Here is a 22,984-nt window from a genome sequence, read left to right as displayed (position 1 = left end):
GGCGGCGGCGACCAGGACGACGTCTCCTACGCCGCGTACTTCGACGACGACATCGCCAAGCTCTACCAGCGCGCCCAGGACGAGGACTGAGCCCAGCTCATCCGCACCCCGCTCACGACGAAGGGCCGTACAGGGCTCCGCTCCACGAGGTCTTGTTGCCCAGAGCGAAGGCGGCCCGCAGCCGACGATGTCGGACAGTAACGTTGAGGAACCCGACTAATTACAGCGGATAGCCGTCGTTTCAGGTTGCCTGGAGCGCTGACCAGCCAAAATAGCCTTCCGTGAGGTGTATGGCGGGTTGATGGCCCGGGAATGGTCCGGATCTTGGCCTCAGAGCCGACGGGCGGGTGCTCGGCCTCCTCCGGGGGCGGGCGCATTCCCGGTGGCCGGGGTACCGCCTTGCTGCGGCTAGGGACGGGCACTTGCGGACAGCCGATCACTGCTGGTTGCAGGTCCAGCGTGTGGTGTCTCCGTATAGTCACGGCGTCCGGGGCGATGATCTCCCTGCTGTCGGTCAGCAGCGGGATGGCAGGGTCCCAGGTCTGCGCTGGCACCCCAGGCCGTGCATCAGCACGACTGGTTCACCGCACCCCTGCCGCTCATACGCCACCGTCACCGGGCCCAGGCCGGTTGCCTCGCCCTGGACGTACCAGGTCGACCGTGGCTCCAGCGGGATGCGGCCCCGTTTACCGTCGGCCCCATGGGTAGCGGGGGGTCTTCAGACGGCGAGGCGACCTGTGCTGCGCGGTCACCGCCGTGGCCGGCAGCCGACAGGAGAGCAGAGTCAACCACGAATGACACCGGTGTATTTCTGCGCGACCGCGTTGCACGCCGGGAGCACGGCTCAAGAACGAAGGAGCCGCGCCGCTCGCGACGGTGTGGCCTTGGCAGCGGGTGGGGCTCGGCGGGGCGCGGCTGTGCGTCAGGGCCGGCCGGAGCTCAGCCGCTCGATGGCTTCCAGGACATGTTTGCGGCGCGCGTGCGTGCGCTCGTATCCCTCGAGAACGCGCAGGTCGGACTCGGACAAAGAGGGCATGCGCCGCTCGATCTCCTCCACGCTGAGCTGGCTGAAGCCGACGATGGGCAGGCTTTCCTCGCTGCTGACCGCGCCTTGGATCTGCTCGGCCGCGGCGGTCACTTCCGGCTCCTCCGCCACCGACCTTTCGTCTTCGGGCCTCTGCCCGGGGCGTGCAGCCTGGCGCAGCCGGTCGGCGACAGCCCGCAGCGGGCGGGTGGCCGCATGGGTGAGGCCGCCGTTCGTCGTCTGTTCCACGCGGAAGCCGTCGACTGCGGCGGCCACGGTTCGGGCCTGCCGAGCGAGCCTGTCCTCGAGCAGCGCCAGCAGCTCCTGGTCCCGGCTGCGAAGTTCCTGCAGCAGGTGGAGGGTGTTGTCGTCCTGGGCCTGGTCGGCGAGGACCTCGCCGACCAGAGCGCTGGCCAGGGCCCGGGCAGCAGCGGCGTACTCGTCCTCGGTGTTCCTCAGCAGCTGCTGGTCGTCGGCCGGCCCTCGGCCGTGGATCACCCCTGTCACCGTCTTCTGCCCGATGGCCAGCGGCAGCATGGCTGTTCTGAAGGTGGTGCGGGCGGCGAACCGCGCCATGTCGGCCGCGCCGCCGAGCAGGCCGCGGGGCCGCAGTCCCCGGACATGGCCTTCGATGCGGTGCACCCGGCCCTGCATCTCATCGGCCTCGCGCTCAAGCATCTGCCGGTGGGCGCCGGGCGGCGCGAGCGCCGCATCCGCCCGCAGCCGGTCACGCGCTGCGGCATGAGCGTGGCGGGCATCCTCCAGCACCGGTATCAAGGTCTGCGTCATCGCCATGGGAGGCTGCTCCCTGCATGCGGTGTCGGGCGGGGGTTGAGCGGCTGCCCAGCCGGCCGTCCTCCTGCGGCTGAGCAGCTGGGATCATCCTGCGCGGACCGCGCGAAGATCACCCGCCTGGGAGCGCGCTCGCCCCGCGGGCCCCACGGCACAGGAGCCCGGCTTTACCCGCTGCCGCAGGTGCGGAGACAGTTTGCCGGCGGTTCCACCGTCCGGGTGAGGGCGCGTGTGACGGCCGAGTCGTCTTGGTCACCGCGCGGCCAGTTACGTACAACCGTCGTCGGCACGCCGCTGAAAGCCCCACTCGAATGTCCAGGACGGTCACAGGCCTCAGAGAGCGCGAACGCGCACCAGCCCCGAGGCTGAGCACAGTCGCGGCCCCTGTGACTCGGGGCAGGTCGTCCGCCCCTACGATGGCCCGACCCGCGATCAACCGTGAGCGCCGGCCCCGTTGACACAGGCACGAATCAGGACGACCGGCCCGGGTACTCCGGCTCCCCGCCGTCGGCATCGAACACCTTTGTGAAGGTGGCACCGCACCGGCAACGCGAGTACTCGACCAGTTCCCCCTCTTCCGACACGCTCAGCCCCTGACTGAGTCGCACATGTACATGATCACCCATCAGGAGCTGCTTTCCTTGACGTCTGTCGTCCGCCTCATCGTGGGCGCCGGCCGCTCCCGCTGGCAATGTCGCAGCTCACACAGTTCACGAGTGCGACCACAGCGCTGCTTTGTGCGGCCGGGATGCGGCCGTGCCGCGAAGCACCGCCAGGAATACGTTGAAAGTGACAGAAGGTGCGTTTGTGTGGAGGTGAGGGACGATGACACTGCCTGTGCGACACGGCGAGCCCCTGGCTGAACGGCGGTTCCCGGGCTGGGCACGGATCCTCTCGCCGAGTTCAACGATCTCATCGGCAGGATGGGGACCCCACTGGAGTCCACCATGGGCGGCGCCGTGGGCCCCTGACGGAGGGCATGGCCTGGTCGCCGCTGGCGGACCTGTCGGAAACCGATGACGCCTACCTCGTCGAAGTCGAGGTGCCCGGCGTCAAGCGCGAGGACCTCGACATCGAGATGACCGAACGCGAACTGACCATCACCGGCGAGTTCAAAGAACGCGAGCGCACCGGCATGCTGCGCCGCGGCACCCGCAGGAGCGGCCGGTTCGAGTACCGCGCCGCGCTGCCCGGCGACATCAGCCCCGAGAACGTCGAGGCCACCCTCGACAACGGTGTGCTGACCGTCAAGGTACCGAAGGCGGAAGCCACCAAACCACGCCGCATCGAGATCACGTCCGGACAGTGACCCCAGCTCGGGCAGTGAGCCCTGCCCCCGTGCGATGCGCGCCGTACGAGGGCAGGTGCGGGTTGGATGCGGTGACCGTCCCGGGCCGACTGGCCGATCAGGACGTTTCCGTGGACGGATGCTCGGCTCGCGCGTGCGGCTGGGGATGGCCGGCGGCGTGCAGCATCGGTGCGGTGTGCCGCTCGGGGCGGCGGTGCCCGCCTTCGGCCGGAACGCGGCTGCGCGGCCCTTCGTCGTCGGGCAGGGGCACGGGGCGGCGGGCCACGAGGCGCCCGACCCAGCGCCGGCCGCAGTGTTCGCAGGGCGGAGCGCCCTGCGGCGTGTAGGGGGAGGGAACCGCCGTGTTGTCGCGGTAGAAGACCTCCCACTCGGCATCGAGCGCGTCCCGGTAGCGCTGCACGTCGTAGTCGACGCTCCAGCTGTGCCAGCACGAGCCGCAGATGAATTCGACTCGTTCGACGGCAAGTTCGGTGATCACGGCACGGCACCTCCCATCCGGTTGGCGACTGTGGTCCGGGGCGCCGTGAGCGCGGCCTCGAGAGAGGGGTGGACGGGCAGCGCCTGCGCGAGTCCGCTGTCGCGCAGGAGCCGCTCCACCCGCCCTTCGGGGCAGACCAGGCGCAGCTCTCCCTCGTCCTCCTCCAGCATGGCCCTGACGGACATCAGGGCAGCCAGGCCGCCGGTGTCGGCCCAGGTCAGCTCGGACAGGTCCACGCTCAGGTTGAGCGAGTGCCGGTGCTTGGCGGTGACGGCGGCCACGTAGTCACACAGCTCACGGGCCGTGGTGGTGTGCAGGGCCCCTTTGATCCCCGTCACGCCCCAGCCGTTCTCCCAATGGGAGGCGAGGAACACAGCCGTGGTCTTCACTCCTGCCGCTCAGCGCCCGCCGTGGCCCGCCACACGACGTTCAGGGTGCGGCGGCCCACGGTCATGTCGTGGATGCTGCGGTCTGCTGTTGTCTACCTGTATTCCCTCCTTATGTGTCACTTCTTCTGCTTGCTTCCCGTGGGGCGGGATCTCAGCTCTCGATCTGCTGTGGCTCCGCGCACGGTCAGCACGTTGCGCTCGCGCACTGATAGGCGTCGATCGGCATGACGGCCGGCCGTGCCAGGGAGCCGAACAGCTGCTGGGTGAGCCGGTCGAGGTCCCGGAAGGGATCGGTGCGGATGAGCGCAGCCATCGTGCAGCTCCTTCCACCTGGCGGTCTGCCCATTCCGGGCTCCGGGAGCCCGGAATGCCGCTGAAACCCCTATACCTCCCCCCAGCAAATCTTGACAAGATGAGACTCAAGTTTTATCTCAGGATTGAGGCAAGTAAGGGTGAAGTCACAGCTCGCAGGGGGCGAGGAGGTGGCGGGATGCCGGCACGGGACCAGGGTGGAGACCTGTATGCGGTGCTGGGGGTGGAGCCCTCGGCGACAGCCGAGGTGATCACCTCCGCCTTCCGCGCCCGGGTGCGGGAGCTGCGCCCCGACACCCGCGTGGATGCGGTCACCGCCGAACGGTTCGGCGAGGTGCGGTCGGCGTACGAGACGCTCCGCGATCCGGTCCTGCGCGCGGCGTACGACCAGACGTACCAGCGGACGGCCGAGCGGGCATACGACCCCGGCCCTGTCGTCGCGCGGCCGGTCCGGCCGGCGCCGCGTTACCTCGTGGTGCTCGGGGTCGTGCGTCCCGAGCCTGCGCTGCGGGCCGGTCCCGTCCGGTGGGAGCCGGCATCCCGATGAAGCCCCGATCGCAAACGTGAAGCAGAGCATGGTGAGGAGGGAGAAGCAGATGGCGCGCTCGGTCGGTATCGACCTGGGAACGACGAACTCGGTCGTCTCGGTACTCGAGGGCGGCGAGCCCACGGTCATCACGAATACGGAAGGCGCGCGGACCACCCCGTCGGTGGTGGCCTTCGCCAGGAACGGTGAGGTGCTGGTCGGCGAGGTCGCCAAGCGGCAGGCCGTGACGAACGTGGAGCGCACCGCGCGCTCGGTGAAGCGGCACATGGGCGATCACGGCTGGCGGTTCCCGGAGCACGGCAGGATCGACGGCAAGCGGTACACCGCGCAGGAGATCTCCGCGCGCGTGCTGCAGAAGCTCAAGCGCGACGCGGAGGCGTACCTGGGCGAGGACGTCACGGACGCGGTGATCACCGTACCCGCGTACTTCGACGACGCCCAGCGGCAGGCGACGAAGGAGGCCGGTGAGATCGCGGGCCTGAACGTGCTGCGGATCATCAACGAGCCGACGGCGGCGGCCCTGGCCTATGGGCTGGACAAGGAGAACGACCAGACCGTCCTCGTCTTCGACCTCGGCGGTGGCACCTTCGACGTGTCCCTGCTGGAGATGGGTGAGGGCGTCATCGAAGTGAAGGCCACCAACGGCGACACGCACCTGGGCGGTGACGACTGGGACCAGCGGATCGTCGACCACCTGGTCAAGCAGTTCAAGAACAACTACGGCGTCGACCTGTCCAAGGACAATATGGCGCTCCAGCGGCTGCGGGAGGCGGCGGAGAAGGCCAAGATCGAGCTGTCCTCCTCGTCGGAGACCACGATCAACCTGCCCTACATCACCGCGTCCGCCGAGGGTCCGCTGCATCTGGACGAGAAGATGAGCCGGGCCCAGTTCGAGCAGCTGACGTCCGATCTGCTGGAGCGGTGCAAGGCGCCGTTCCACAACGCGATCAAGGATGCCGGGATCAAGGTCTCCGACATCGACCACGTCGTCCTGGTGGGCGGCTCGACCCGTATGCCGGCGGTGACCGAGCTGGTGAAGGAGCTGACCGGCAAGGACCCGCACAAGGGGGTCAACCCCGACGAGGTCGTCGCCGTCGGCGCGAGCCTGCAGGCGGGCGTGCTCAAGGGCGAGGTCAAGGACGTCCTGCTGCTCGACGTCACCCCGCTGTCCCTGGGCATCGAGACCAAGGGCGGCATCATGACCAAGCTCATCGAGCGCAACACCACGATCCCGACCCGCCGTTCGGAGATCTTCACCACCGCCGAGGACAACCAGCCGTCGGTGACCATCCAGGTCTACCAGGGCGAGCGGGAGATCGCGGCGTACAACAAGAAGCTCGGCATGTTCGAGCTGACCGGCATCGCCCCGGCGCCGCGCGGGGTGCCGCAGATCGAGGTCGCCTTCGACATCGACGCCAACGGCATCATGCACGTCTCCGCCAAGGACCTGGGCACCGGAAAGGAACAGAAGATGACCGTCACGGGCGGCTCCGCGCTGCCCAAGGACGACATCGACCGCATGGTCCGGGAGGCCGAGCAGCACGCCGAGGAGGACCGTAAGCGGCGTGAGGCCGCCGAGACCCGCAACCAGGGCGAGCAACTCGTCTACTCCACCGAGAAGCTCCTCAAGGACAACGCGGAGAACATCCCGGCGGACGCCAAGTCCGAGACGGAAACGGCGCTGACCGACCTGAAGGAGAAGCTGAAGGAGGAGGGTGCGGACACGGCGGCAATCCGGCAGGCGATCGACCGTACCGCGCAGGCCGCGCAGAAGATCGGAACGGCCCTGTACGAGAAGTCTCGCGCCGAGCAACCGGCGGGTGCGGCCGGAGCGTCCCCGGGCGGTGCGGCCGGTGGGTCCGAGGATGACGTGGTGGACGCAGAGATCGTCGACGACGACAAGCCGGAGGCTGGCTGACGATGACCAGGAGCGGTCCGCAGAGCACCGAACTTGAGCAGCTGCGGCGCCTGGTTCAGGAGCGGACCGCCGACCTGCAGCGGATCAAGGCCGAGTACGACAACTACCGCAAGCAGGTGCGGCGGGACCGCCTGGCCGTGCGCGAGATCGCTGCGGCCAACGTGCTCAAGGCGCTGCTGCCCGTGCTGGACGCCGTCGACCGGGCGTGTGCCAACGAGCCGCTCACGCCCGGTCTGAGGGACATCGCCGACAGCCTTCAGGAGCAGCTCGGCTCGCTGGGCGTCACGTCGTTCGGTGAGGTGGGTGATCGGTTCGACCCGGCCTGCCACGACGCTCTGACGCACCATGTTGTCCCCGATGCGGACCGCCTGGTGTGCTCGGCGGTCCTGCGTCCCGGCTACCGTCTCGGCGAGAGCCTGCTGCGCCCGGCCACCGTGGAGGTCACCGGGCCGGCCCCGCCCGCGAGGAGCGCATCGACGCCGGAGTGCGGCGTACGGGATGCATCCGCCTCGGCAGGCAAGCCGCCGTTGCCCGTCTCGCGGAGCTGACAGGCGTGCCCCTACCGCCCTGAGATTGCCGGCAAGCGGAGGTGACGAAACGATGCAGCACCATGAGTTCCTCGCTCGCGTACGTGAGCTCGGCGAATACGACAGCCAGGACGAAGCCGCGAAGGTCACCGAAGCGGTGCTGAGCGTGCTGGCCCAGCGCATCAGCCCCGGCGAGGTCGATGACCTTGCCTCCCAGCTGCCCGGAGCGCTCGGACAGGCGCTGGCCGCGGCCAAGCAGGCGCAGGCAGAGAGCTTCGGGATCGAGGAGTTCTACCGCAGGGTCGCTGAGCGGACCGGGGCCCGGCCGCGCACTGCAGAGTGGGACGCCAGCGCGGTCCTGACAACCCTGGCGGGCGCCGTTTCCGGCGGTGAGCTGAACCAGATCCTCAGCCAGCTCCCCTCCGGCTACGCCGTTCTGTTCGGCAAAGCCGACCTGGCCAGCTGAAACCAGGATCTGGGGCACCCCCGGATACGGCCACACCGTCGGCGTGGAGGACCACCACCGCCGCTCGGCCAAGGCGTGGCCAACATAGCCTGCGCATCCCGATCGCCGAGCGCGCCAAGCCTCGCAAGATCGCCGTCAGCGGGTCCAGGTGAGCGATCTCGGGCTGGCCGACCGGCCGCCTGGGACGAGTAGCGGCGGAGGACGGGCACCTGATCTCCCCCCTCGCCCGCCCTCCGCGCCCCACCGGGCCACAGAAGCCGAAGGTGTGGGGTTCGACGTTGCGTCGGCGAGTGCCGCGGAAGGCACGGGATTGAGGGTCCGCCAGGAGCAGGACGCGGTGGTCGTCGGCTGGCTGCCGGCACAAGAGCTGGATCCGGTGGGCAGGCGGGTCGCGGAGTACGGGGGATTCGGGCCGCGCTGCATCAGGCGTTACCGGAGATCCTCATGCAGGTCGGCTACGCGGTTCAGGCCGACCGGCACAGTGGAGAGGTACGGATCAAGCCGGTTTAGAACGCCGAAGGAATCTGGCGGGATTATCTGGCCCGGGCGCACTGCCTGGGCGCGCTCGGGGCAGGAGTTGTGACAGCACTTCCCCGTGGCCTCCGCGTCGCGGCGTGCTTCCCGAGAGCGGCATCGCGTGCTCGCTGCTCCGGCCGCGCCGCGGAGGCAATAACCCTGCGGCAACTGCAGGCACGCCGCTGCGCGTACCGGCTACCGCCTCGGCGACCGTTTGCTGCGCCCGGCCACCTGGAGGTCACCAGACCGCCTCCATCCCCGAGAACCCGCTCCATCCCGGCACCCCTGCCAGTCCCTCTCGGATGCGCAACGGCGTTGACCGGCCGCAGCTATCCGAGGCGGCCACGTGCCCCCGAGCAGGCCGAAGTGCTAAACGAGGAATTAGCACTCTCGCAGTGAGAGTGCTAACGGCTGGGTCGGGTGACGTGCTCGTGCGGCCGTGAGGGAAACCTCCGGCGCGCGGGTGAACGTCGCGGGCGTCACCCCGGGCCACCGTCATCGACTCAAGGATTCGATGCGGAGGAGACCGTACCGATGACTGCGAAGATCATCGCTTATGAGGAGGAGGCGCGCCGCGCTCTGGAGCGCGGCATGAACCAGCTCGCGGACGCCGTGAAGGTGACGCTCGGCCCCAAGGGCCGCAACGTCGTCCTGGACAAGAGGTGGGGTGCCCCCACGATCACCAACGATGGTGTCTCCATCGCCAAGGAGATCGAGCTTCAGGACCCGTACGAGAAGATCGGCGCCGAGCTGGTCAAGGAAGTCGCCAAGAAGACGGACGACGTCGCCGGTGACGGTACGACCACCGCGACCGTGCTCGCCCAGGCCCTGGTCAAGGAGGGTCTGCGCAACGTCGCCGCCGGTGCCAACCCGATGGCTCTCAAGCGCGGTATCGAGAAGGCCGTCGAGGCCGTCTCCGCGGCCGTGCTGGAGCAGGCCAAGGAGCTGGAGACCAAGGAGGAGATCGCCAACACGGCCGCGGTGTCTGCGGGCGGGGACCGGGCGATCGGCGAGCTGATCGCCGAGGCCATGGACAAGGTCGGCAAGGAAGGCGTCATCACCGTCGAGGAGTCCAACACCTTCGGCCTGGAGCTGGAGCTCACCGAGGGTATGCGCTTCGACAAGGGCTACATCTCGCCGTACTTCGTCACCGACGCCGAACGCATGGAAGCGGTCCTGGAGGACCCGTACATCCTGCTGGTCGGCTCCAAGGTCACTGCGGTGAAGGATCTGCTGCCGCTGCTGGAGCAGGTGATGCGGGAGAGCCGGCCGCTGCTGGTGATCGCCGAGGACGTGGAGGGCGAGGCGCTGGCGACCCTGGTCGTCAACAAGATCCGCGGCACCTTCAAGTCCGTCGCCGTCAAGGCCCCGGGTTTCGGTGACCGCCGCAAGGCGATGCTCGGCGACATGGCCGTGCTCACCGGTGCCACGGTCGTCTCCGAGGAGGTCGGCCTGAAGCTGGAGAGCGCCGACCTGGGCGTCCTGGGCCGGGCCCGCAAGGTGGTCGTCACCAAGGACGACACCACCATCGTGGAGGGCGCCGGTGACGCCGCCGCGATCGAGGGCCGGGTCAAGCAGATCCGCGCCGAGATCGAACGCTCGGACTCCGACTACGACCGCGAGAAGCTGCAGGAGCGCTTGGCCAAGCTCGCCGGCGGCGTGGCCGTGATCAAGGCCGGCGCCGCCACGGAGGTGGAGCTCAAGGAGCGCAAGCACCGCATCGAGGACGCCGTCCGCAACGCGAAGGCGGCCGTCGAGGAGGGCATCGTCGCCGGTGGTGGCGCAGCCCTGCTGCAGGCGTCCGAGAAGGCGTTCGAGAAGCTGGAGGTGGACGAAGAGGAGCGGACCGGTGCGGAGATGGTCCGCCGCGCGCTGACCGCTCCGCTGCAGCAGATCGCCCGCAACGCCGGCCTGGAGGGCGGTGTCGTGGTGGAGAAGGTCCGTACGCTGCCCGTCGGCCACGGTCTGAACGCCGCGACCGGCGAGTACGTGGACATGCTGGCCGCGGGCATCATCGACCCGGCGAAGGTGACCCGTTCCGCGCTGCAGAACGCCGCCTCCATCGCCGCGCTGTTCCTCACCACCGAGGCCGTCATCGCCGACCAGCCCGAGGAAAAGGAACCGGCCGCCGCCGGGGCCGGCGCCGAATTCTGATCGCCGCGTGCCCGCAGAGGGACCGAGGCGGGCGCCGGTGGCCGCGACGGCAGACCGCCGGCGCCCGCCCAGCGGCGCGCATGGGAACCCCGGGGGACTCGTGCACCGGCAGCCGACCGGATTAGGTGTGGTCAGCCTGTTGCCGTTCTCCTGAGCCCGGAGGAATCGTGGCCCGTAGGCCAGACGCCCGGGGGAGAGGAGAGCCGCCAGCGCTGCTCCGATTCATCTGCAGGGGGCGACATGAGAGTCGAAGTGGTCCAACCCGCTGCCGGCGTGTTGTTCGGCGTCCCGAACGACACGCACGAGGAGATCATTACGCTCATCGACGCCGTTGCCAGGACACCGCAGGCATACGTTTCCGGTCTGGCCGCAGCATTCGGCGAATGGTGCTGGCTTGTCTACACCACCCACGACGACATCATCGAAGTCCTCGACGTCGGCTGCGCACGATGACCCCGAAAGCCGAGACAGGCCCGAGTCTCCTGCGGAACCCGGGCCTCATGCGCTGGATACCGGTTGCCGCTTGGCGACGGCCGACACGTACTCGCCGAGGAAGGTGCGGCTCCACCAGGCACCGTTCGCGCGCAGTTCCGACCAGCTGGTGAACCGGTACTCGTACAGGCAGATCCGGACGAAAGCAGGCGGCGAGCCCGGGAAGGGATTGCGGCGCAGCAAACTCAGGACGGCCGGGTTGTTCTCCAAGAGGGCGAGGAGCAAGGCGGGGAGCCAGCCGGCCGCGTACACAGGGGAGAGCGCGGCGAACCACATCAGCCAGTCCAGCCTGAGGTGGTACGGGGCCACCTGCGGCGGAAGCCGCCGCATGCCGCCCGGCTTGCCCTTGAAGACGTACTCCTTCCACACGGTCTCTTCGGTGATCTCCGGCTCGTCGGTGCCCTCGACGATCAGCTCGTACCGGATGCGGCCCACGCTGCCGAACGCGCCGTAGGTGTTGACCAGGTGCAGCGGAGTGAAGGACGCGTTCATGACCTGGCTGCGGGAGAGCAGGTTACGCACCGGCCAGTAGCTGAGCACCAGCACCAGGGCGGCGACAGCCAGCACGAGGCCCTCGAACCACACCGATGCGGCGGCGAAACGCGGCGCAGGAGGCAGACCCAGCGCGCCGGTGACCTGCGAGCCGCCGATCGCGGACAGCGCCAGCACGATCGTCAGCCAGTTCAGCCAGGCGAAGTTGCCGGACGCGACCAGCCACAGCTGGGTGATGATCACCAAGCCGGCGGCGATGCTCGCCGCCGGCTGCGGCGCGAACAGGGCAAACGGCACGAGGAGTTGTGCGACGTGGTTGGCCGCCGCCTCCACGCGATGGACGGGCTTGGGGAGGTGGTGGAAGAACCAGCTGAGCGGGCCGGGCAGCGGCTGGGTCTCGTGGTGGTAGTACAGGCACGTCAGATCCCGCCAGCAGGAATCGCCGCGCAGCTTGATCAGCCCGGCGCCGAACTCAAGCCGGAACAGCAGCCAGATCAGCAACCCTCGCACCAGCACGGGCGGCGCGACGTCGTCGTTGCCGAGGAAGATCGCCAGGAAGCCGGCCTCCAGCAGCAGGTATTCCCACATGAATCCGTACCAGGTCTGCCCGACGTTGACGATGGACAGGTACAGCGCCCACAGCAGCGTCCACATCACCATCGCCGCCCACAGCGGCAGCCGGTCCGGCACCCCCGCCGCCACCGCGGCGGATCCCGCGGCGCCCGTCCAGGCCATGGCGGCGAAGAAACGGTCCGAGTAGTGCAGCTGGAAGATACTCGGAGCCCGCCTGAACGCCACCTGCGCGGTGAATCGCGGCACCGGCAGCAGCCCCCGCTCCCCGACCAGCCCGCGGAACTGCAGGGCCGAGCTGACGAACGCGACGCAGTACAGCACGGCCAGACCGCGCTGGAAAAGCATCCGGCCCAGCCAGTAGTCAGGGTCCGTGAACCAGTCCATGACGGCATGCCTCCGCATATCCGCCTGGCGCTAACACCCACTTCTCGTCATCTTGACATTTACCCCGTTCATGGCCTATCTAATTATCGCAAATATCTAGATTGCTCCGACTTGTTGGCGATGTGAGAGGAGGGCCGGGCAGCCGACCCGGCCAGCGTCCACCGGAAGGCGCCGGTCGTACCGCTGGGGTCTGCCCGGACTGCGGAAAGGGGTGGTCACAGTGCCTCGGTGACGCCTCCCTTTCCCTGTCCTGGCGCCCCGAGCGGGGCTGGCTGATCGTGAACGCGGCCGGAGAGCTGTCCATGACGACGCGGGCACAGCTGCGGGCCCATCTGACGCTCGTGACCTCGATGCCCGGCAGCGACCCCTCCCGGCTCGTCATCGACGTCTCCCGCGTGACCGACTGCGACGCCATGGGGCTCGGCGCCCTGTTCGGTGCACACCTTCGTGCCGCCTGCGACGGCGGCCAGCTCCACCTGGTGTGCCCGGCAGGACCGTTGCTGCACGTGCTCGACGTCACCGGCCTGCGGCAGGCCGTACCCGTACACCCGACCGTGGCTGAGGCGCTGCCCTCTTCCCCCACGCCGACGGCCCCGTCGTCGGGCACGGTGACTGCGGCACCAGGCGCCAACCGCGACCAGCGTGAAGTGCACGGCAGGGGGTGAGCGGAGGTGATCAGGTACGCCGGATTCCGCCCGAGCAGCGGGGATGGCTTCGTCCCGGCCACCGAGCTGGCGGCCGCCGTCGTCGACGCCCGAGGAACGGTCACCACCTGGAGCCCCGGCGCCCAGGCCCTGCCGGGCTACAGCCCCGAGGACATCGTGGGCCGCGCGACCGCCGAACTGCTCGAGGACGGGCTGCCCGACTTCGCACGACGGTACCTGGACCGACCGGCAGGCATGGATCGGCCGGGTCCTGCCGCGCGACCAGGCCGGCCGCACGATCGAGGCCGAACTACGAGCATGCCCGCTGCTGAACGGCAAGGGCGACGTGCAGTGGTTCCTGCATGCGTCCGTGCCCCAGGAGAGCGACGGCCCCGCCCTCGCACTGCAGCGCAGCCTGCTGCAGCACCACTTCCCCGCCCAGCAGGCGCTGGAGACAGCCGCCCGCTACCTGCCCGCCGATCCCCACGCCGGCGTCGGCGGGGACTGGTTCGACGTCATCGCCCTGTCCGGCGTACGGATGGCACTGGGCGTCGGCGACGTCGTCGGCCACGGCCTGAACGCCTACGCGGCCATGGGACGGCTACGCACGGCGGTGCGCACCCTGGCCGATGTCGACCTGCCCCCGGACGAGCTGTTGTCTCAGGGACCGGCGTTCGCTGTCACGGCGGCTGGCATACCGGGTCTGGTCCTCAGCAGCAGGACTGTGATCGTCCCGGCCCCCGTTGGGGGGGGCGACCACACCGGGTCACCAGGTACAGCGGCCCCGGCTGGAGGACTGTTCTCGGGCCGGGCTCCGTCATGTTGGGCTGTCGTTGCCGCCATCCCGGGTGTGCCGCCGACGTACCGACAACCCGTCAAAGCCGCCCAACCGCTACGCGGCCCACGACGCCCCGCCACTGGGCCGCCTCGATGTGCTCCAGTCGCCGCCGCTGACGGGCGGTAGCGGCTGCTGCTGCGGGGTGGCGCGGTCGCACGGACGTGACAGGATCCGCCGGGCACGCGGCTGTTCGGATCTTCACAGCATCCCCTAGGATCCCCGTCTGTCTCCTACACATCAGAGGGTTCCTTGAAGCCATACCTTCGGCGGACAGCGCAGCTGTGCCTCGCCGCCGCGATCAGCCTCACTCCCCTGGCAGCACCTGCTGCTTCACAGGTGGCGGCCGCCGCCTCCCCGGCCCATCCGGCGGCGATGGCAGGCAACGGCGGCCTCGATCTGCTGGTGCAGGGCGCCAACTGGGAGGTCCTGCAGACCGCCCGATACGCCAACGGCAAGTGGGCCCCGACCAAGCGGCTGTTCAAGAGCGGGTCCTTCTACGACTTCACCGACGTGGTGCAAAACGGCCGGCTGCGTCTGTTCATCGAGCAGCCCACCGGCTTGGACGTCACCTTGGAGGAGACCACCCAGAAACCGGACGGCAGCTGGCCCGCCCCCACCCCGATGCACGGCCTGGCCCCGGTGCGGGTGACCTCCAAGCCGACGCGGAACTACCTCGCGGCGGCCGTCGTAGGAACCCACGTGCACCTGGTGTACATCGACACCAACGGCCGCCTGATGCACACCATGGAGCAGTCCAACGGCACCTGGACCGCTCCCGACCAGGTGGCTCCGGGCGGTGCCTACCGCAACGACTGGTTCCAAAGTCTGTCGGCCGCCTCGGTCGGCGGAGAGCTGCAAGTGGCCGCGGTGGACCAGATCCACCGCACCGTTCTGCACACCGCGCTCGGCGCGAACGGCAGGTGGACGCCGTGGAGCAACGTGCTGTCCTGGACCGGCACTCCCCGCCACTGGGGCATGCCGCTCCGGGTGGCCATGGCCGGATTCGGCAGCAGCCTGCAGATGGTCGTGCTGACCAACGGCCAGGTCGCGCAGTACCACACCATCCGCAGCCCGAACGGGCACTGGAGCACCTGGGACGACATCAACGCACGGGTGGACTTCAACCACGCGGGCTTCATCGGCACCGTGCTGAACGAGGTCACCGCCGTCAACGTGGCAGGAAACCTCCAGCTCGTTTTCGCCTCCGACGATAACCGCGGCACGCTCTTCCACACCATGCGCTATGCCAACGGCGCGTGGACGCGGGCAACGCTGGTCCAGCACTACACGAACATGTCCGCCTGGCGGCCCGCCGGAGTGGCTGGATCATCCGGCTGAGCCGCGGCCGGGGCACAAGCGCCCTCCACGCGGTGCCGGGGGAACGCCCGGCACCGCTGCACCGCGTCCGCCGGACGGCCTCGAAGGCAACGGCACCGGGCGCGACGGTGAAGTCCCGAACGCCGGGCAACGACCGCGTCGGCCGGCAAGTTGTTCCCTCTACTCTGCGGGTGGAACGAGGTCACTACGCTGGGGGCATACGCGAAGGTGATCTTCGACAGGAACCGTTCATGTCCCTGCTGCCCGAGTCTGACAGCACCCGGCCACCGACTGGCCGTCATCAGCATCGAGTTGTCGCCTGGTGATCCGACCGCCGCTTCATCGGCCAGGTGGCAGCTGCAGTCCTCTTCAGCGTCGCCTGCGGTGCGCTGGCGTGGGTTGCCCTCTCGCCATCCTTCACGAACGTCATCAGCAAGACCAGGATCAGCTGGACGTACGGCCCGTACTCTGTGGCTCAGCATTGCACCGGTGGCGGGTTAGTCCAGATGGAGATCGACAACGCCAGTTCCGCCCGCGACTCCAAGAACTTGATCGCTTCATCACAGCTTGCACCGGGTCTCAACAGCATCGGGCCCTCCCTCGTCGCTCAGCTGCCTTGCCCGGCAGCTGCCGGCACCCTTCCATGCCCGCCCCTATCCGCGGGGCCGAGTAGGTCCAGGCGGCGGTCGACCGGCATCCTTGGACCGGAACTCGGTCAGCGGACCAACCTGTCTTCCTCCATCGGGCGATGGCAGATCGGTTCTGCGCATGCACGGCCATGTGTGACGGCTTGTGCTTCACGAGATGTCCACGCAGCACCGAGGACTGTGTGAGCTGCGCCATGAGTCCGACGGCTCTTGAACTGAACGCTTGCGCACGTCACCGCATCGCTGCAGCTCACGGCGAACCTTCAAACAGTTGACCCAGCAACGAAGACACGTTCCGTTTATGGAGAAGATCGCAAAGTCACAATTTTCGAGGGCCACATGAGTTTCAGGCCCCTGAAATCGACAGGGTGGCGTCCAGGAGCCCAACACAACTGGGCTCCCGCGCAGCCAAGTTGGACGCGCAGGACCCGCCGGCCTCAATGACGAGATCCGGCACTCGCACCTCCTGGAAGACCGCATGGGCAACGGCGACGTCAGCACTGACGTATCGCCCCAGGACGGCGGCCACGGCCAGCCCGTCCAGGCCCCTCCCGAACTGCCCCTGGACTTCGAGGGCTTTTACCTCGGGCATCAGGAGTTCTTCCACGACTTCGCGGAGATCCACCTCGGCAGCCGGCGGGCTGCCGAACAGGTCGTCCACCAGGTGTTCCTGGAGATCCTCGGAGGCTGGGACGAACTGCTGCAGCAGGGCGACCTCGAACAGCAGACCCTTGCGGTGCTGCACCGCGGCGTCACCCGCCGCCCCGACGAGGACGGACGCCCGCCGGCCTTCCTCATCAACGGCCCGATAGCCAAGACCTCGAGGCCGTCCGCAGCCAGCTGGAGCTCAACAGCAGTGCCGGCGGCCTGTACGAGGCGATCCTGGAGCTGCCCACCCGCCCATTCACCGTGATCGTCCTGCGCCACCTGCTGGGCTAACCCCCCAAGCGGATCGCCCGCTACATGGGCCTGGACACCCGCACCGTCGACCACCACGGCCGCAAGGGCAAGGAACGCCTGCGTATCCGGCTGGGCCTGCCCGCGGCGCCCGGCAAGAACAAGAAGGGGGCAGGACAGTGACCGCCATCGATGAACTTCTCGCCGACGCCCGTATCCCCACCGGCCCGCGTGACGGCTTCGACGTCGGCACCGCCCTGCGCCGCCTCGCCGCCGACGCGGCTGCCGCCACGGCCAAGCCGCACCCGGACACCGTCCGTGCAGCCCAGGCCGGGCAGCGGCTGTCCGTGGTATGCCGCTGGTTCCAGAACCGGCCCGATGCCGCCGACCACGTCGACCGCCTCGCCCAAGAACCCGAAACGGCCACGAACGACGGCCACCTGGACGTCGACGGCGCCCTCGTCTTCGCCTGCCTCCTCTACTTGACCGACCATCGCGAGAGCGCCCAGTTCTGGTGGCAGCTCGCCGCCGGGGCCGACCACCGCTCCGCCAGCGACAAGCGTGACACCCCCGTGCGTTGATCACGCTGTGTGCGAGTTGCCCTCTGGCACTGATCCCGTCGCTGACGATCTGGTCCGCGTCTCAAGTGAGCTGGTCCGATTCGCTCGGTGTCTCAGATGATCGAGTCCCCGGTTCGTTCGGTCGGCGGCCGCTGCATCTGAGGAGGGACGCAAACCGGTCGTCACACGAGGGAACGCGCGATACGGAATCCGACGTCGTCGACCTGGAAGGTGGGATGGCTGCGGCGCCGCGCGGAGGCCCGGCAACTCCAGTGCTCATCGAACCAACCACCGCCACGGAGCACTCGGTATGTGCCGTACACCTCGGCGTCGTAGATGTCCCAGCACCAGTCCCAGACGTTGCCGAGCATGTCGTAAATCCCCCACGGGTTGGGGAGTTTGCCGCCCACGTCGTGGATGCGCTCGTACGAGTTGCCGCGGTACCAGGCGATCGCGTTGAGATCCCCGTAACGCGGTCCTGGCGTACCGGCACGGCAGGCGTGCTCCCACTCGGCTTCAGTCGGCAGTCGGTACCCGTCGGCGGATGCGTCCCACTCGACGTCATCGCCTTCGGCATGGAAGTGGTACGCGGGCGTGAACCCGTGGCGCCGGGACAGTGCGTTGCAGAACCGCGTCGCGTCCCACCAGGAGACGCATTCGACGGGCAGCTGGTCGCCATGGGCTGTACTCGGGCGCTGGCCTGTGATCTCTGCGTACAACGCCTGGGTGACCGGGGACGCCGCGAGCTGGTAGGGCGCAAGCTCGACCGACCAGGTGCGCTGCGTTCGCCGGTCCGACAGCGTCACTTGCCCCGGCGGGATGGCGATCATCTCGTTCCCTGTAACCACATCCATGATCAGAAGATCCTACGAGACCTGCCAGGGTGAAACGGCAGGGCCGAACCAGATCGACTGAGACAGCAATCGGCACCCAAGCGCCCCAGACCACGTCAACTGGGATTCCCGGCGGCCAGGCGTCTCAACCGATCTGGTCGCCGCAGGTCAGGGCTCTGCCCGCAGGCCAGAACGTCTGAGACCGTGGCGCCGGTCCGTGACTTCCGCTGGGCCAAGGACATCGACGGCTTCGCGGGCTGGTACTACTGCACGACGGCTCGGGACCACGTGGGAGCCGCGGGCTGAAAGGCCCGCCGGTCAGGCGGTCTCCTGACGCTCGGGCGCCTTCCGTGTCTTCACTCCGCCAACGATGAGCGCCAGCCCCACGACGGCGATGCCGAGGTAAGCGACGGACGGAAGGTCGACGACCTTGTGCATCCAGCCCCACTCCGTGCCGAAGAAGGTCCGCGAAGCGAAGCTGACGAGCCCCTGCGCTCCTACGACGTAGCCGATGCTTTCGACGGTGTATCCGATGGTTGTTCGCACGGATCAACCCTCTCGCCGCGGTGCCGCAAGATCGTCCTCCACAGGGACGAAAACACAATAGGCCAAAGGATGCAGTCACTTGCGGAGAGCACCGGCACAGCACCCCGCCGCGGCAGAGGAGTGGTCGACAGCAGATGGCTCGGAGATCACGACCTACGCCCAGCGCATGGGCCGTCGATCTTCCAGACCAGCCTGCCTCCGTTGTGGCGTACCTTCACGGGATCATCACGCACGAAGAACTACAAAGCCGCAGGTCACGTGATTCCGTCCGTAGTCCTAACCGGTCCAACTTCGATAACGAACAATTCAACTTCGATGTCAGAGGACACCCGCCCCGACTGGTGTCACGCTCACCGAGAGTCACAGTCTGGGTGTCACGCATCCTGTCACGCCGCCTGTCACGCCAGCCACCGACCGCGTGACAGCACCCGCCCTAATGTCCGGATTGAACGGGTTCTGAGGTCGGCCCCCCCGGAACGCCCCTCCAGGGCCGTTTCCGCGTGACAACGTGACACCCACGCGTCGGCCCCGCCGCGCTCATCACGCTCCTGAGTCAGCCGCCTAGCCTCGGGATGAAGTGGTCGAACACGACCACCGCTAGGTCGTTTCTGATGGCTCTTGGACGATGTCTCGGAGCCAGATGACGATCGCTGCAACGGCGGGGGTGCCGTTGAAGATGTAGTCGCGCTTGTCGTACCGACTGGCCACCGCCCGGTACTGCTTCCACTTGCTGACGCACCGCTCGACGGCAGTGCGGCGGCGGTACTGGGCCTTGTCGAACGCCGGTGGGTGCCCTCCGGCCCGGCCCTTGCGCCGACGGCCGGCCCGCTGGTCATCAGGCTGGGCGATGGTCGCCTTGATCCCCCGTCGTCGCAGGTAGGTCCGGTTGTCGCGGCTGGAGTAGGCCTTGTCGCCGCGGACACGGTCAGGGCGGCTGCGTGGCCGGCCCGGTCCGCGCCGCCGGATCCGTAAGCCGTCCAGTACGGGGATCAGCATGGGGCTGTCGCCTCCCTGACCCGGCGAGGTCTGCCAGGTCAGCGGGCGGGCCCGGTTGTCGGCCAGCAGGTGGATTTCGCTGGTCAGCCCACCCCGTGAGGCCCCAGCGCCTCCCGCCCATCCCATTCCACACGCGCACCGCCCCCCCCTTTGCGGGTAGTCGCGAGGCAGTCGGTGCCGGGCCCCGGCCGCATGCTGATGTGCCCGGCAGGACGTGGAGTCGATGTTGACGGCCCATTCGCGCTGGCGCTGCGCGCTCTCCGCCTCTACCGCCTTGGCCAGGGCCCCGTCGGGATCGGCGGCATCCGACTCGATCTGCAACTCGCCCAGGATCTGTCGCCCGGTGCCGTCTGCCGACCAGTGGCGGTGCCGCTCGTAGACGGTCTGCCAAGGGCCGTACCGCTCGGGAAGGTCCGGCCGGGGCACCCCGGTACGGGCTCGGTACAACACACCGTTGATTACGGTGCGGTGATCGGCCCACTGCCCACCAGGCTTGCCGTTGGCGGGCAGCAACGGCTCGATCTTCGCCCACTGCGCGTCCGTGAGCTCATGTCGCCGCACCATGAGCCACACCTGCCCAGGCCAAGCACTGATCCACCCACCCAGCAAGAGCCATGAGAAACGACCTAGCGGTCCGTTCCGAAGCAGCGGTCTCCGAAGTCGCCGATGCCGGGCACCATGTAGGCGTTCTCGTTGAGCCTCTCCTCGATCGCCGAGGTCACGATCCGCACCCCGGGGAAGCGCTCGCACACCGCCGTGATGCCTTCCGGCGGTGTGCTGAAGTTGACGAAGACGATGTGCTCCTCGGGCACGCCCCGTTCGAGCAGCAGCTCGATGGCGGCCACCGCCGTGCCGCCGGTCGCCGGCATCGGGTCGAGCAGGAGGACGTGGCGGTCGGCGGTGTCGTCGGGGAGCGCCTGGTAGTACAGGTGCGGTCGCTTGGTCGTCCTGTTCCGCTGAATGAGGATCTTGCCGATCCTGATCCCCGGGATCACCGCGCGCAGTTCGCTTTCCATGCTCTCCCCGGCACGCACGATGGGCACCGCGAGCAGCCGGTCGGCGAAGCGCAGCCCGTGGTACGTACTGCCGACGGGAGTCTGGACGTCGTGGGTGAACTCAGCGACGACCTGTACGAGGAGATCGATTCACGCTACGGCACGGACATCGCTGACGGTGTGGAATACAACGCGATGCGGATGCACGACGGCACTGCGTAGTCCTCGACCACGAGATTCCAGGCAGTGGGCACAACCTGAAGTTGCTCGCCGACTACCTGGCCAGCTGGCGCAATAGGTTCACCTACCGTGACGTGCGACAGGGTCGGTGGAGATCCGGGGTCGGCTGGCGACGAACGCCCCGGACGCCTACGAGCCCGACCTCGCCTCGGCCCTGAACAACCTCGCCAGCGCCTACGCGACGGCAGGGGACCTCGATCGGGCGATCCCGCTGTACGAGCGCACGCTGGACGACAGCGTGCGAGTGCTGGACGAGGACCACCCCGAAACCCTGTACGCGCGGAACAATCTCGCCAGCGCCAGCGCCAGCGCGAGGGCGGGGGACGCCGATCGGGCGATCCCGCTGTACGAGCGCACGCTGGACGACAGCGTGCGAGTGCTGGGCGAGGACCACCCCAACACCCTGTACACGCGGAACAACCTCGCTCTTGCGCGGGGTGAGGCGGGGACGCTGCTGGCGCCGTCACGGCCTACGCCGAGCTACTGGACGACATGGAGCAAGTCCTGGGACCGGAACACCCCAACACCCGCACCACACGTAACAACCTGGCCTATTGGCGGGGGACGGCGGGGGGCGCCGCTGTTCACCCCTAGTGGTTTATCGACTGATCAGCGGGATCGTCCCGGGCTGGTGACACGTCCGTTAACGGCACGTCGGCCGTGGGTTCAGCGTGACTGAGGTGCTTTCACTGGGAACCCACAGTGTCTTCGGCGGGCAGGCATGAAAGTGGGGTGGGTCCGTTGCCGCTGAATCGGCAGGTCCTTCACCACTGGGCTCACTCGGCGCGCTGTCCGATACGGAGGACGCTCAGGTAACGGCGCGATGCTCGGTCGCCCATTCGCGTGCGGATACGCTCGGCGATTGCGTCGAGCAGGGGCTCACGGACGTCGCGGTCGAGCCTCCGGTACAGCGACAACGAGCGAAGGTGATCGGCAAAGCCGTCCCCGTTGAACCATTGAACGGTGGGGTACCAGCGCACGATCGTTGGGCCGAACAATCCGCCGGGATCGTCGACCAGGCCCCAGCCCTCGTCGGTGGTGCGCACGTCGTCCTCCAGGGGAGGATGACCCCATCCGGGGTTCCCGGGGCAGAACCGCTCATGGAGATCAGCGGTTTCGGCGTACACCTCTGGCTCTCCCGGTCGACGGACAACGACGTTGCCGAGCAGTGCCATCCAGCCTGCGGGATAGAGGACGTCGTGCGCTCGCTGCCAGCCGATCGACGGGTCGACCCAGTGCCACGACGACGCAGCCACGAGGACATCGAAGCGTCGACCGCGGTCGTCCCACTCCTCAAACATCGACGTCTCGAGTTCGACGTTGCCGAAGGTGGCGATCCGCTGGCGAGCGAGTGCGGCCATTTCTTCGCCCGGCTCGATAGCGGTCACTGAGCATCCGAGCGCTGCCAGCGAGCGCGTTGCCTGGCCGGTACCGCAGCCCACCTCCAGCACCGACGACCTTTCGTCCATGCCGGTGACGGTGACAAGGTCCGCGAACAGTTCGTCGGGGTATCCCGGCCGGACCCGGTCGTAGAGTTCCGGCACCGCGTTGAACACCCGGCCGAGGTCACGTCGATTCAGGCGCGTCTTCGGATCATCTGTCACGAGCGCACAAGCTATGAGGCTCGTCGATGGGGACGCCACTGGTTTAACGGCAGCTCCTCGACAGCGGCCGTGCCGGTCTTTTCTGTCTGCTCCGCCAGCATCGTTCGGTCGGGGATCCCCTGACGGGCAGCCGTCAAGGGAGCCCGATCTCCCTTCCGACCGCATCTCGGCGGACTCCCGTCTGGTCGTCGAGCAGGTTCTGGGCGATGGTCGCGTAGCGCCTCGCGGTGGTGTGGGACAGGTTGAAGACCAGGGCGAGGTGCAACGGGTCGGCGCCGACGGTCAGTGCTTCGTGCAGTACCCGGTCGCCGCGGATGCGTTCGAGGTAGACGCCCTGGTGCAGCAGGTGCCGCTTGAGGTATTCGGCACTGACAGGCCGTGAAGATCTTGCTGAGCCTTCTAGGGCCTGTGTGATGTTGTGATCAGGTAGTTGCCTTCAGGAGGTCGTTGATCCAGATCATCGAGGCACGGAGGTGGAGGCCGGCGAGGTAGCT

Annotated in this window: 23 protein-coding genes and 2 pseudogenes; 15 read left to right on the top strand and 10 right to left on the bottom strand. The window is 68.3% G+C overall.

Annotated elements, in window-relative coordinates; translation table 11 throughout:
* Window positions 1–922: 922 nt before the first annotated feature.
* Entirely contained in the window at window positions 923–1,819 is an 897-nt protein-coding gene (locus tag ACWDEN_RS45480) for a hypothetical protein (protein ID WP_450863921.1), read from the bottom strand.
* 976 nt (window positions 1,820–2,795) lie between these two features.
* On the opposite strand from ACWDEN_RS45480, the gene ACWDEN_RS45475 reads away from it, so the two are divergent.
* Window positions 2,796–3,125: an Hsp20/alpha crystallin family protein gene (locus tag ACWDEN_RS45475; protein ID WP_450863919.1), complete on the top strand. Its 330-nt coding sequence runs from the start codon at window positions 2,796–2,798 to the stop codon at window positions 3,123–3,125.
* Between the two features lie 97 nt (window positions 3,126–3,222).
* Here ACWDEN_RS45475 and ACWDEN_RS45470 read toward each other — a convergent pair whose 3' ends face one another.
* The 3 genes from ACWDEN_RS45470 to ACWDEN_RS45460 form a co-directional block, all read right to left on the bottom strand.
* Entirely contained in the window at window positions 3,223–3,603 is a 381-nt protein-coding gene (locus tag ACWDEN_RS45470; protein WP_450863917.1) for a hypothetical protein, read from the bottom strand.
* Entirely contained in the window at window positions 3,600–3,992 is a 393-nt protein-coding gene (locus ACWDEN_RS45465; RefSeq protein ID WP_450863915.1) for an STAS domain-containing protein, read from the bottom strand. Before ACWDEN_RS45465 ends, ACWDEN_RS45470 begins: the two co-directional genes overlap by 4 nt.
* Window positions 3,993–4,176: 184 nt before the next feature.
* Window positions 4,177–4,305, bottom strand: a complete 129-nt coding sequence (locus tag ACWDEN_RS45460) for a hypothetical protein (protein ID WP_450863913.1) — start codon at window positions 4,303–4,305, stop codon at window positions 4,177–4,179.
* Between the two features lie 177 nt (window positions 4,306–4,482).
* Here ACWDEN_RS45460 and ACWDEN_RS45455 point away from each other — a divergent pair, with 177 nt between their 5' ends.
* From ACWDEN_RS45455 to ACWDEN_RS45430, 6 genes are all read left to right on the top strand, one after another.
* Complete coding sequence (locus ACWDEN_RS45455; RefSeq protein WP_450863911.1) at window positions 4,483–4,851, top strand: J domain-containing protein; 369 nt, start codon at window positions 4,483–4,485, stop codon at window positions 4,849–4,851.
* Window positions 4,852–4,900: 49 nt separating this feature from the next.
* A complete protein-coding gene (dnaK, locus tag ACWDEN_RS45450; protein ID WP_450863909.1) occupies window positions 4,901–6,769 on the top strand; it encodes a molecular chaperone DnaK in 1,869 nt (622 codons plus the stop codon).
* 2 nt (window positions 6,770–6,771) lie between these two features.
* Window positions 6,772–7,317: a nucleotide exchange factor GrpE gene (gene grpE / locus ACWDEN_RS45445; protein WP_351620532.1), complete on the top strand. Its 546-nt coding sequence runs from the start codon at window positions 6,772–6,774 to the stop codon at window positions 7,315–7,317.
* Window positions 7,318–7,369: 52 nt separating this feature from the next.
* Window positions 7,370–7,762, top strand: coding sequence for a DUF2267 domain-containing protein (locus tag ACWDEN_RS45440; protein WP_450863907.1), 393 nt, complete (start codon window positions 7,370–7,372; stop codon window positions 7,760–7,762).
* A 1,050-nt stretch (window positions 7,763–8,812) separates the two neighbouring features.
* The gene (gene groL / locus ACWDEN_RS45435) at window positions 8,813–10,432 is read left to right on the top strand and encodes a chaperonin GroEL (protein WP_450863905.1); all 1,620 of its coding nucleotides are present in this window, start codon (window positions 8,813–8,815) and stop codon (window positions 10,430–10,432) included.
* Between the two features lie 240 nt (window positions 10,433–10,672).
* The gene (locus ACWDEN_RS45430; protein WP_450863903.1) at window positions 10,673–10,885 is read left to right on the top strand and encodes a hypothetical protein; all 213 of its coding nucleotides are present in this window, start codon (window positions 10,673–10,675) and stop codon (window positions 10,883–10,885) included.
* A gap of 45 nt (window positions 10,886–10,930) precedes the next feature.
* Here ACWDEN_RS45430 and ACWDEN_RS45425 read toward each other — a convergent pair whose 3' ends face one another.
* Complete coding sequence (locus ACWDEN_RS45425; protein WP_450863901.1) at window positions 10,931–12,373, bottom strand: lipase maturation factor family protein; 1,443 nt, start codon at window positions 12,371–12,373, stop codon at window positions 10,931–10,933.
* Between the two features lie 122 nt (window positions 12,374–12,495).
* Here ACWDEN_RS45425 and ACWDEN_RS45420 point away from each other — a divergent pair, with 122 nt between their 5' ends.
* The 6 genes and pseudogenes from ACWDEN_RS45420 (at window position 12,496) to ACWDEN_RS45395 (ending at window position 17,297) form a co-directional block, all read left to right on the top strand.
* On the top strand, window positions 12,496–13,038 hold the full coding sequence (locus ACWDEN_RS45420; protein ID WP_450863899.1) for an STAS domain-containing protein: 543 nt from the start codon (window positions 12,496–12,498) through the stop codon (window positions 13,036–13,038).
* A gap of 6 nt (window positions 13,039–13,044) precedes the next feature.
* Window positions 13,045–13,254, top strand: a pseudogene (locus tag ACWDEN_RS45415) (PAS domain S-box protein); the annotation flags it as partial.
* Between the two features lie 157 nt (window positions 13,255–13,411).
* Window positions 13,412–13,678, top strand: a pseudogene (locus tag ACWDEN_RS45410) (PP2C family protein-serine/threonine phosphatase); the annotation flags it as partial.
* 549 nt (window positions 13,679–14,227) lie between these two features.
* Window positions 14,228–15,193 carry a hypothetical protein gene (locus ACWDEN_RS45405; RefSeq protein ID WP_450863898.1) on the top strand — a complete coding sequence of 322 codons (966 nt, stop codon included), beginning with the start codon at window positions 14,228–14,230 and terminating at the stop codon, window positions 15,191–15,193.
* Window positions 15,194–16,297: 1,104 nt separating this feature from the next.
* The gene (locus ACWDEN_RS45400; protein WP_450863896.1) at window positions 16,298–16,732 is read left to right on the top strand and encodes a hypothetical protein; all 435 of its coding nucleotides are present in this window, start codon (window positions 16,298–16,300) and stop codon (window positions 16,730–16,732) included.
* A gap of 163 nt (window positions 16,733–16,895) precedes the next feature.
* Window positions 16,896–17,297: a hypothetical protein gene (locus tag ACWDEN_RS45395; protein WP_450863894.1), complete on the top strand. Its 402-nt coding sequence runs from the start codon at window positions 16,896–16,898 to the stop codon at window positions 17,295–17,297.
* Window positions 17,298–17,458: 161 nt separating this feature from the next.
* On the opposite strand, the gene ACWDEN_RS45390 is transcribed toward ACWDEN_RS45395, so the two are convergent.
* The 4 genes from ACWDEN_RS45390 to upp all read right to left on the bottom strand — a co-directional run bounded on the left by ACWDEN_RS45390 (window position 17,459) and on the right by upp (window position 20,703).
* A complete protein-coding gene (locus ACWDEN_RS45390; protein ID WP_450863892.1) occupies window positions 17,459–18,130 on the bottom strand; it encodes a formylglycine-generating enzyme family protein in 672 nt (223 codons plus the stop codon).
* 297 nt (window positions 18,131–18,427) lie between these two features.
* Window positions 18,428–18,655, bottom strand: a complete 228-nt coding sequence (locus tag ACWDEN_RS45385) for a hypothetical protein (RefSeq protein ID WP_351620504.1) — start codon at window positions 18,653–18,655, stop codon at window positions 18,428–18,430.
* A 597-nt stretch (window positions 18,656–19,252) separates the two neighbouring features.
* Window positions 19,253–20,215, bottom strand: coding sequence for an IS5 family transposase (locus ACWDEN_RS45380; RefSeq protein WP_450863890.1), 963 nt, complete (start codon window positions 20,213–20,215; stop codon window positions 19,253–19,255).
* A gap of 62 nt (window positions 20,216–20,277) precedes the next feature.
* The gene (gene upp, locus ACWDEN_RS45375) at window positions 20,278–20,703 is read right to left on the bottom strand and encodes a uracil phosphoribosyltransferase (RefSeq protein ID WP_450863922.1); all 426 of its coding nucleotides are present in this window, start codon (window positions 20,701–20,703) and stop codon (window positions 20,278–20,280) included.
* A gap of 271 nt (window positions 20,704–20,974) precedes the next feature.
* Between upp and ACWDEN_RS45370 the strand changes: the two genes are divergently transcribed.
* Window positions 20,975–21,565, top strand: a complete 591-nt coding sequence (locus ACWDEN_RS45370) for a tetratricopeptide repeat protein (protein ID WP_450863888.1) — start codon at window positions 20,975–20,977, stop codon at window positions 21,563–21,565.
* Window positions 21,566–21,662: 97 nt separating this feature from the next.
* Here ACWDEN_RS45370 and ACWDEN_RS45365 read toward each other — a convergent pair whose 3' ends face one another.
* Entirely contained in the window at window positions 21,663–22,490 is an 828-nt protein-coding gene (locus tag ACWDEN_RS45365; protein WP_450863886.1) for a class I SAM-dependent methyltransferase, read from the bottom strand.
* A 232-nt stretch (window positions 22,491–22,722) separates the two neighbouring features.
* Here ACWDEN_RS45365 and ACWDEN_RS45360 point away from each other — a divergent pair, with 232 nt between their 5' ends.
* Window positions 22,723–22,872, top strand: a complete 150-nt coding sequence (locus tag ACWDEN_RS45360) for a hypothetical protein (RefSeq protein WP_351622915.1) — start codon at window positions 22,723–22,725, stop codon at window positions 22,870–22,872.
* The last annotated feature ends 112 nt before the right edge of the window (window positions 22,873–22,984 follow it).

This window comes from Streptomyces sp. NPDC001153, assembly GCF_053598315.1.
The sequence above is the reverse complement of the archived record's forward strand: the minus strand, read 5'-3'. Positions and strand labels throughout refer to the sequence as shown.

Coding starts and splice junctions, on each gene's coding strand:
- ACWDEN_RS45475 (WP_450863919.1), top strand. CDS start 2,796: ATGGCCTGGTCGCCGCTGGCGGACCTGTCGGAAACCGATGACGCCTAC.
- ACWDEN_RS45425 (WP_450863901.1), bottom strand. CDS start 12,373: ATGGACTGGTTCACGGACCCTGACTACTGGCTGGGCCGGATGCTTTTC.
- ACWDEN_RS45455 (WP_450863911.1), top strand. CDS start 4,483: ATGCCGGCACGGGACCAGGGTGGAGACCTGTATGCGGTGCTGGGGGTG.
- ACWDEN_RS45430 (WP_450863903.1), top strand. CDS start 10,673: ATGAGAGTCGAAGTGGTCCAACCCGCTGCCGGCGTGTTGTTCGGCGTC.
- ACWDEN_RS45400 (WP_450863896.1), top strand. CDS start 16,298: ATGGGCAACGGCGACGTCAGCACTGACGTATCGCCCCAGGACGGCGGC.
- groL (WP_450863905.1), top strand. CDS start 8,813: ATGACTGCGAAGATCATCGCTTATGAGGAGGAGGCGCGCCGCGCTCTG.
- ACWDEN_RS45405 (WP_450863898.1), top strand. CDS start 14,228: ATGGCAGGCAACGGCGGCCTCGATCTGCTGGTGCAGGGCGCCAACTGG.
- ACWDEN_RS45440 (WP_450863907.1), top strand. CDS start 7,370: ATGCAGCACCATGAGTTCCTCGCTCGCGTACGTGAGCTCGGCGAATAC.
- ACWDEN_RS45380 (WP_450863890.1), bottom strand. CDS start 20,215: ATGGTGCGGCGACATGAGCTCACGGACGCGCAGTGGGCGAAGATCGAG.
- dnaK (WP_450863909.1), top strand. CDS start 4,901: ATGGCGCGCTCGGTCGGTATCGACCTGGGAACGACGAACTCGGTCGTC.
- ACWDEN_RS45390 (WP_450863892.1), bottom strand. CDS start 18,130: ATGGATGTGGTTACAGGGAACGAGATGATCGCCATCCCGCCGGGGCAA.
- grpE (WP_351620532.1), top strand. CDS start 6,772: ATGACCAGGAGCGGTCCGCAGAGCACCGAACTTGAGCAGCTGCGGCGC.
- ACWDEN_RS45460 (WP_450863913.1), bottom strand. CDS start 4,305: ATGGCTGCGCTCATCCGCACCGATCCCTTCCGGGACCTCGACCGGCTC.
- ACWDEN_RS45480 (WP_450863921.1), bottom strand. CDS start 1,819: ATGGCGATGACGCAGACCTTGATACCGGTGCTGGAGGATGCCCGCCAC.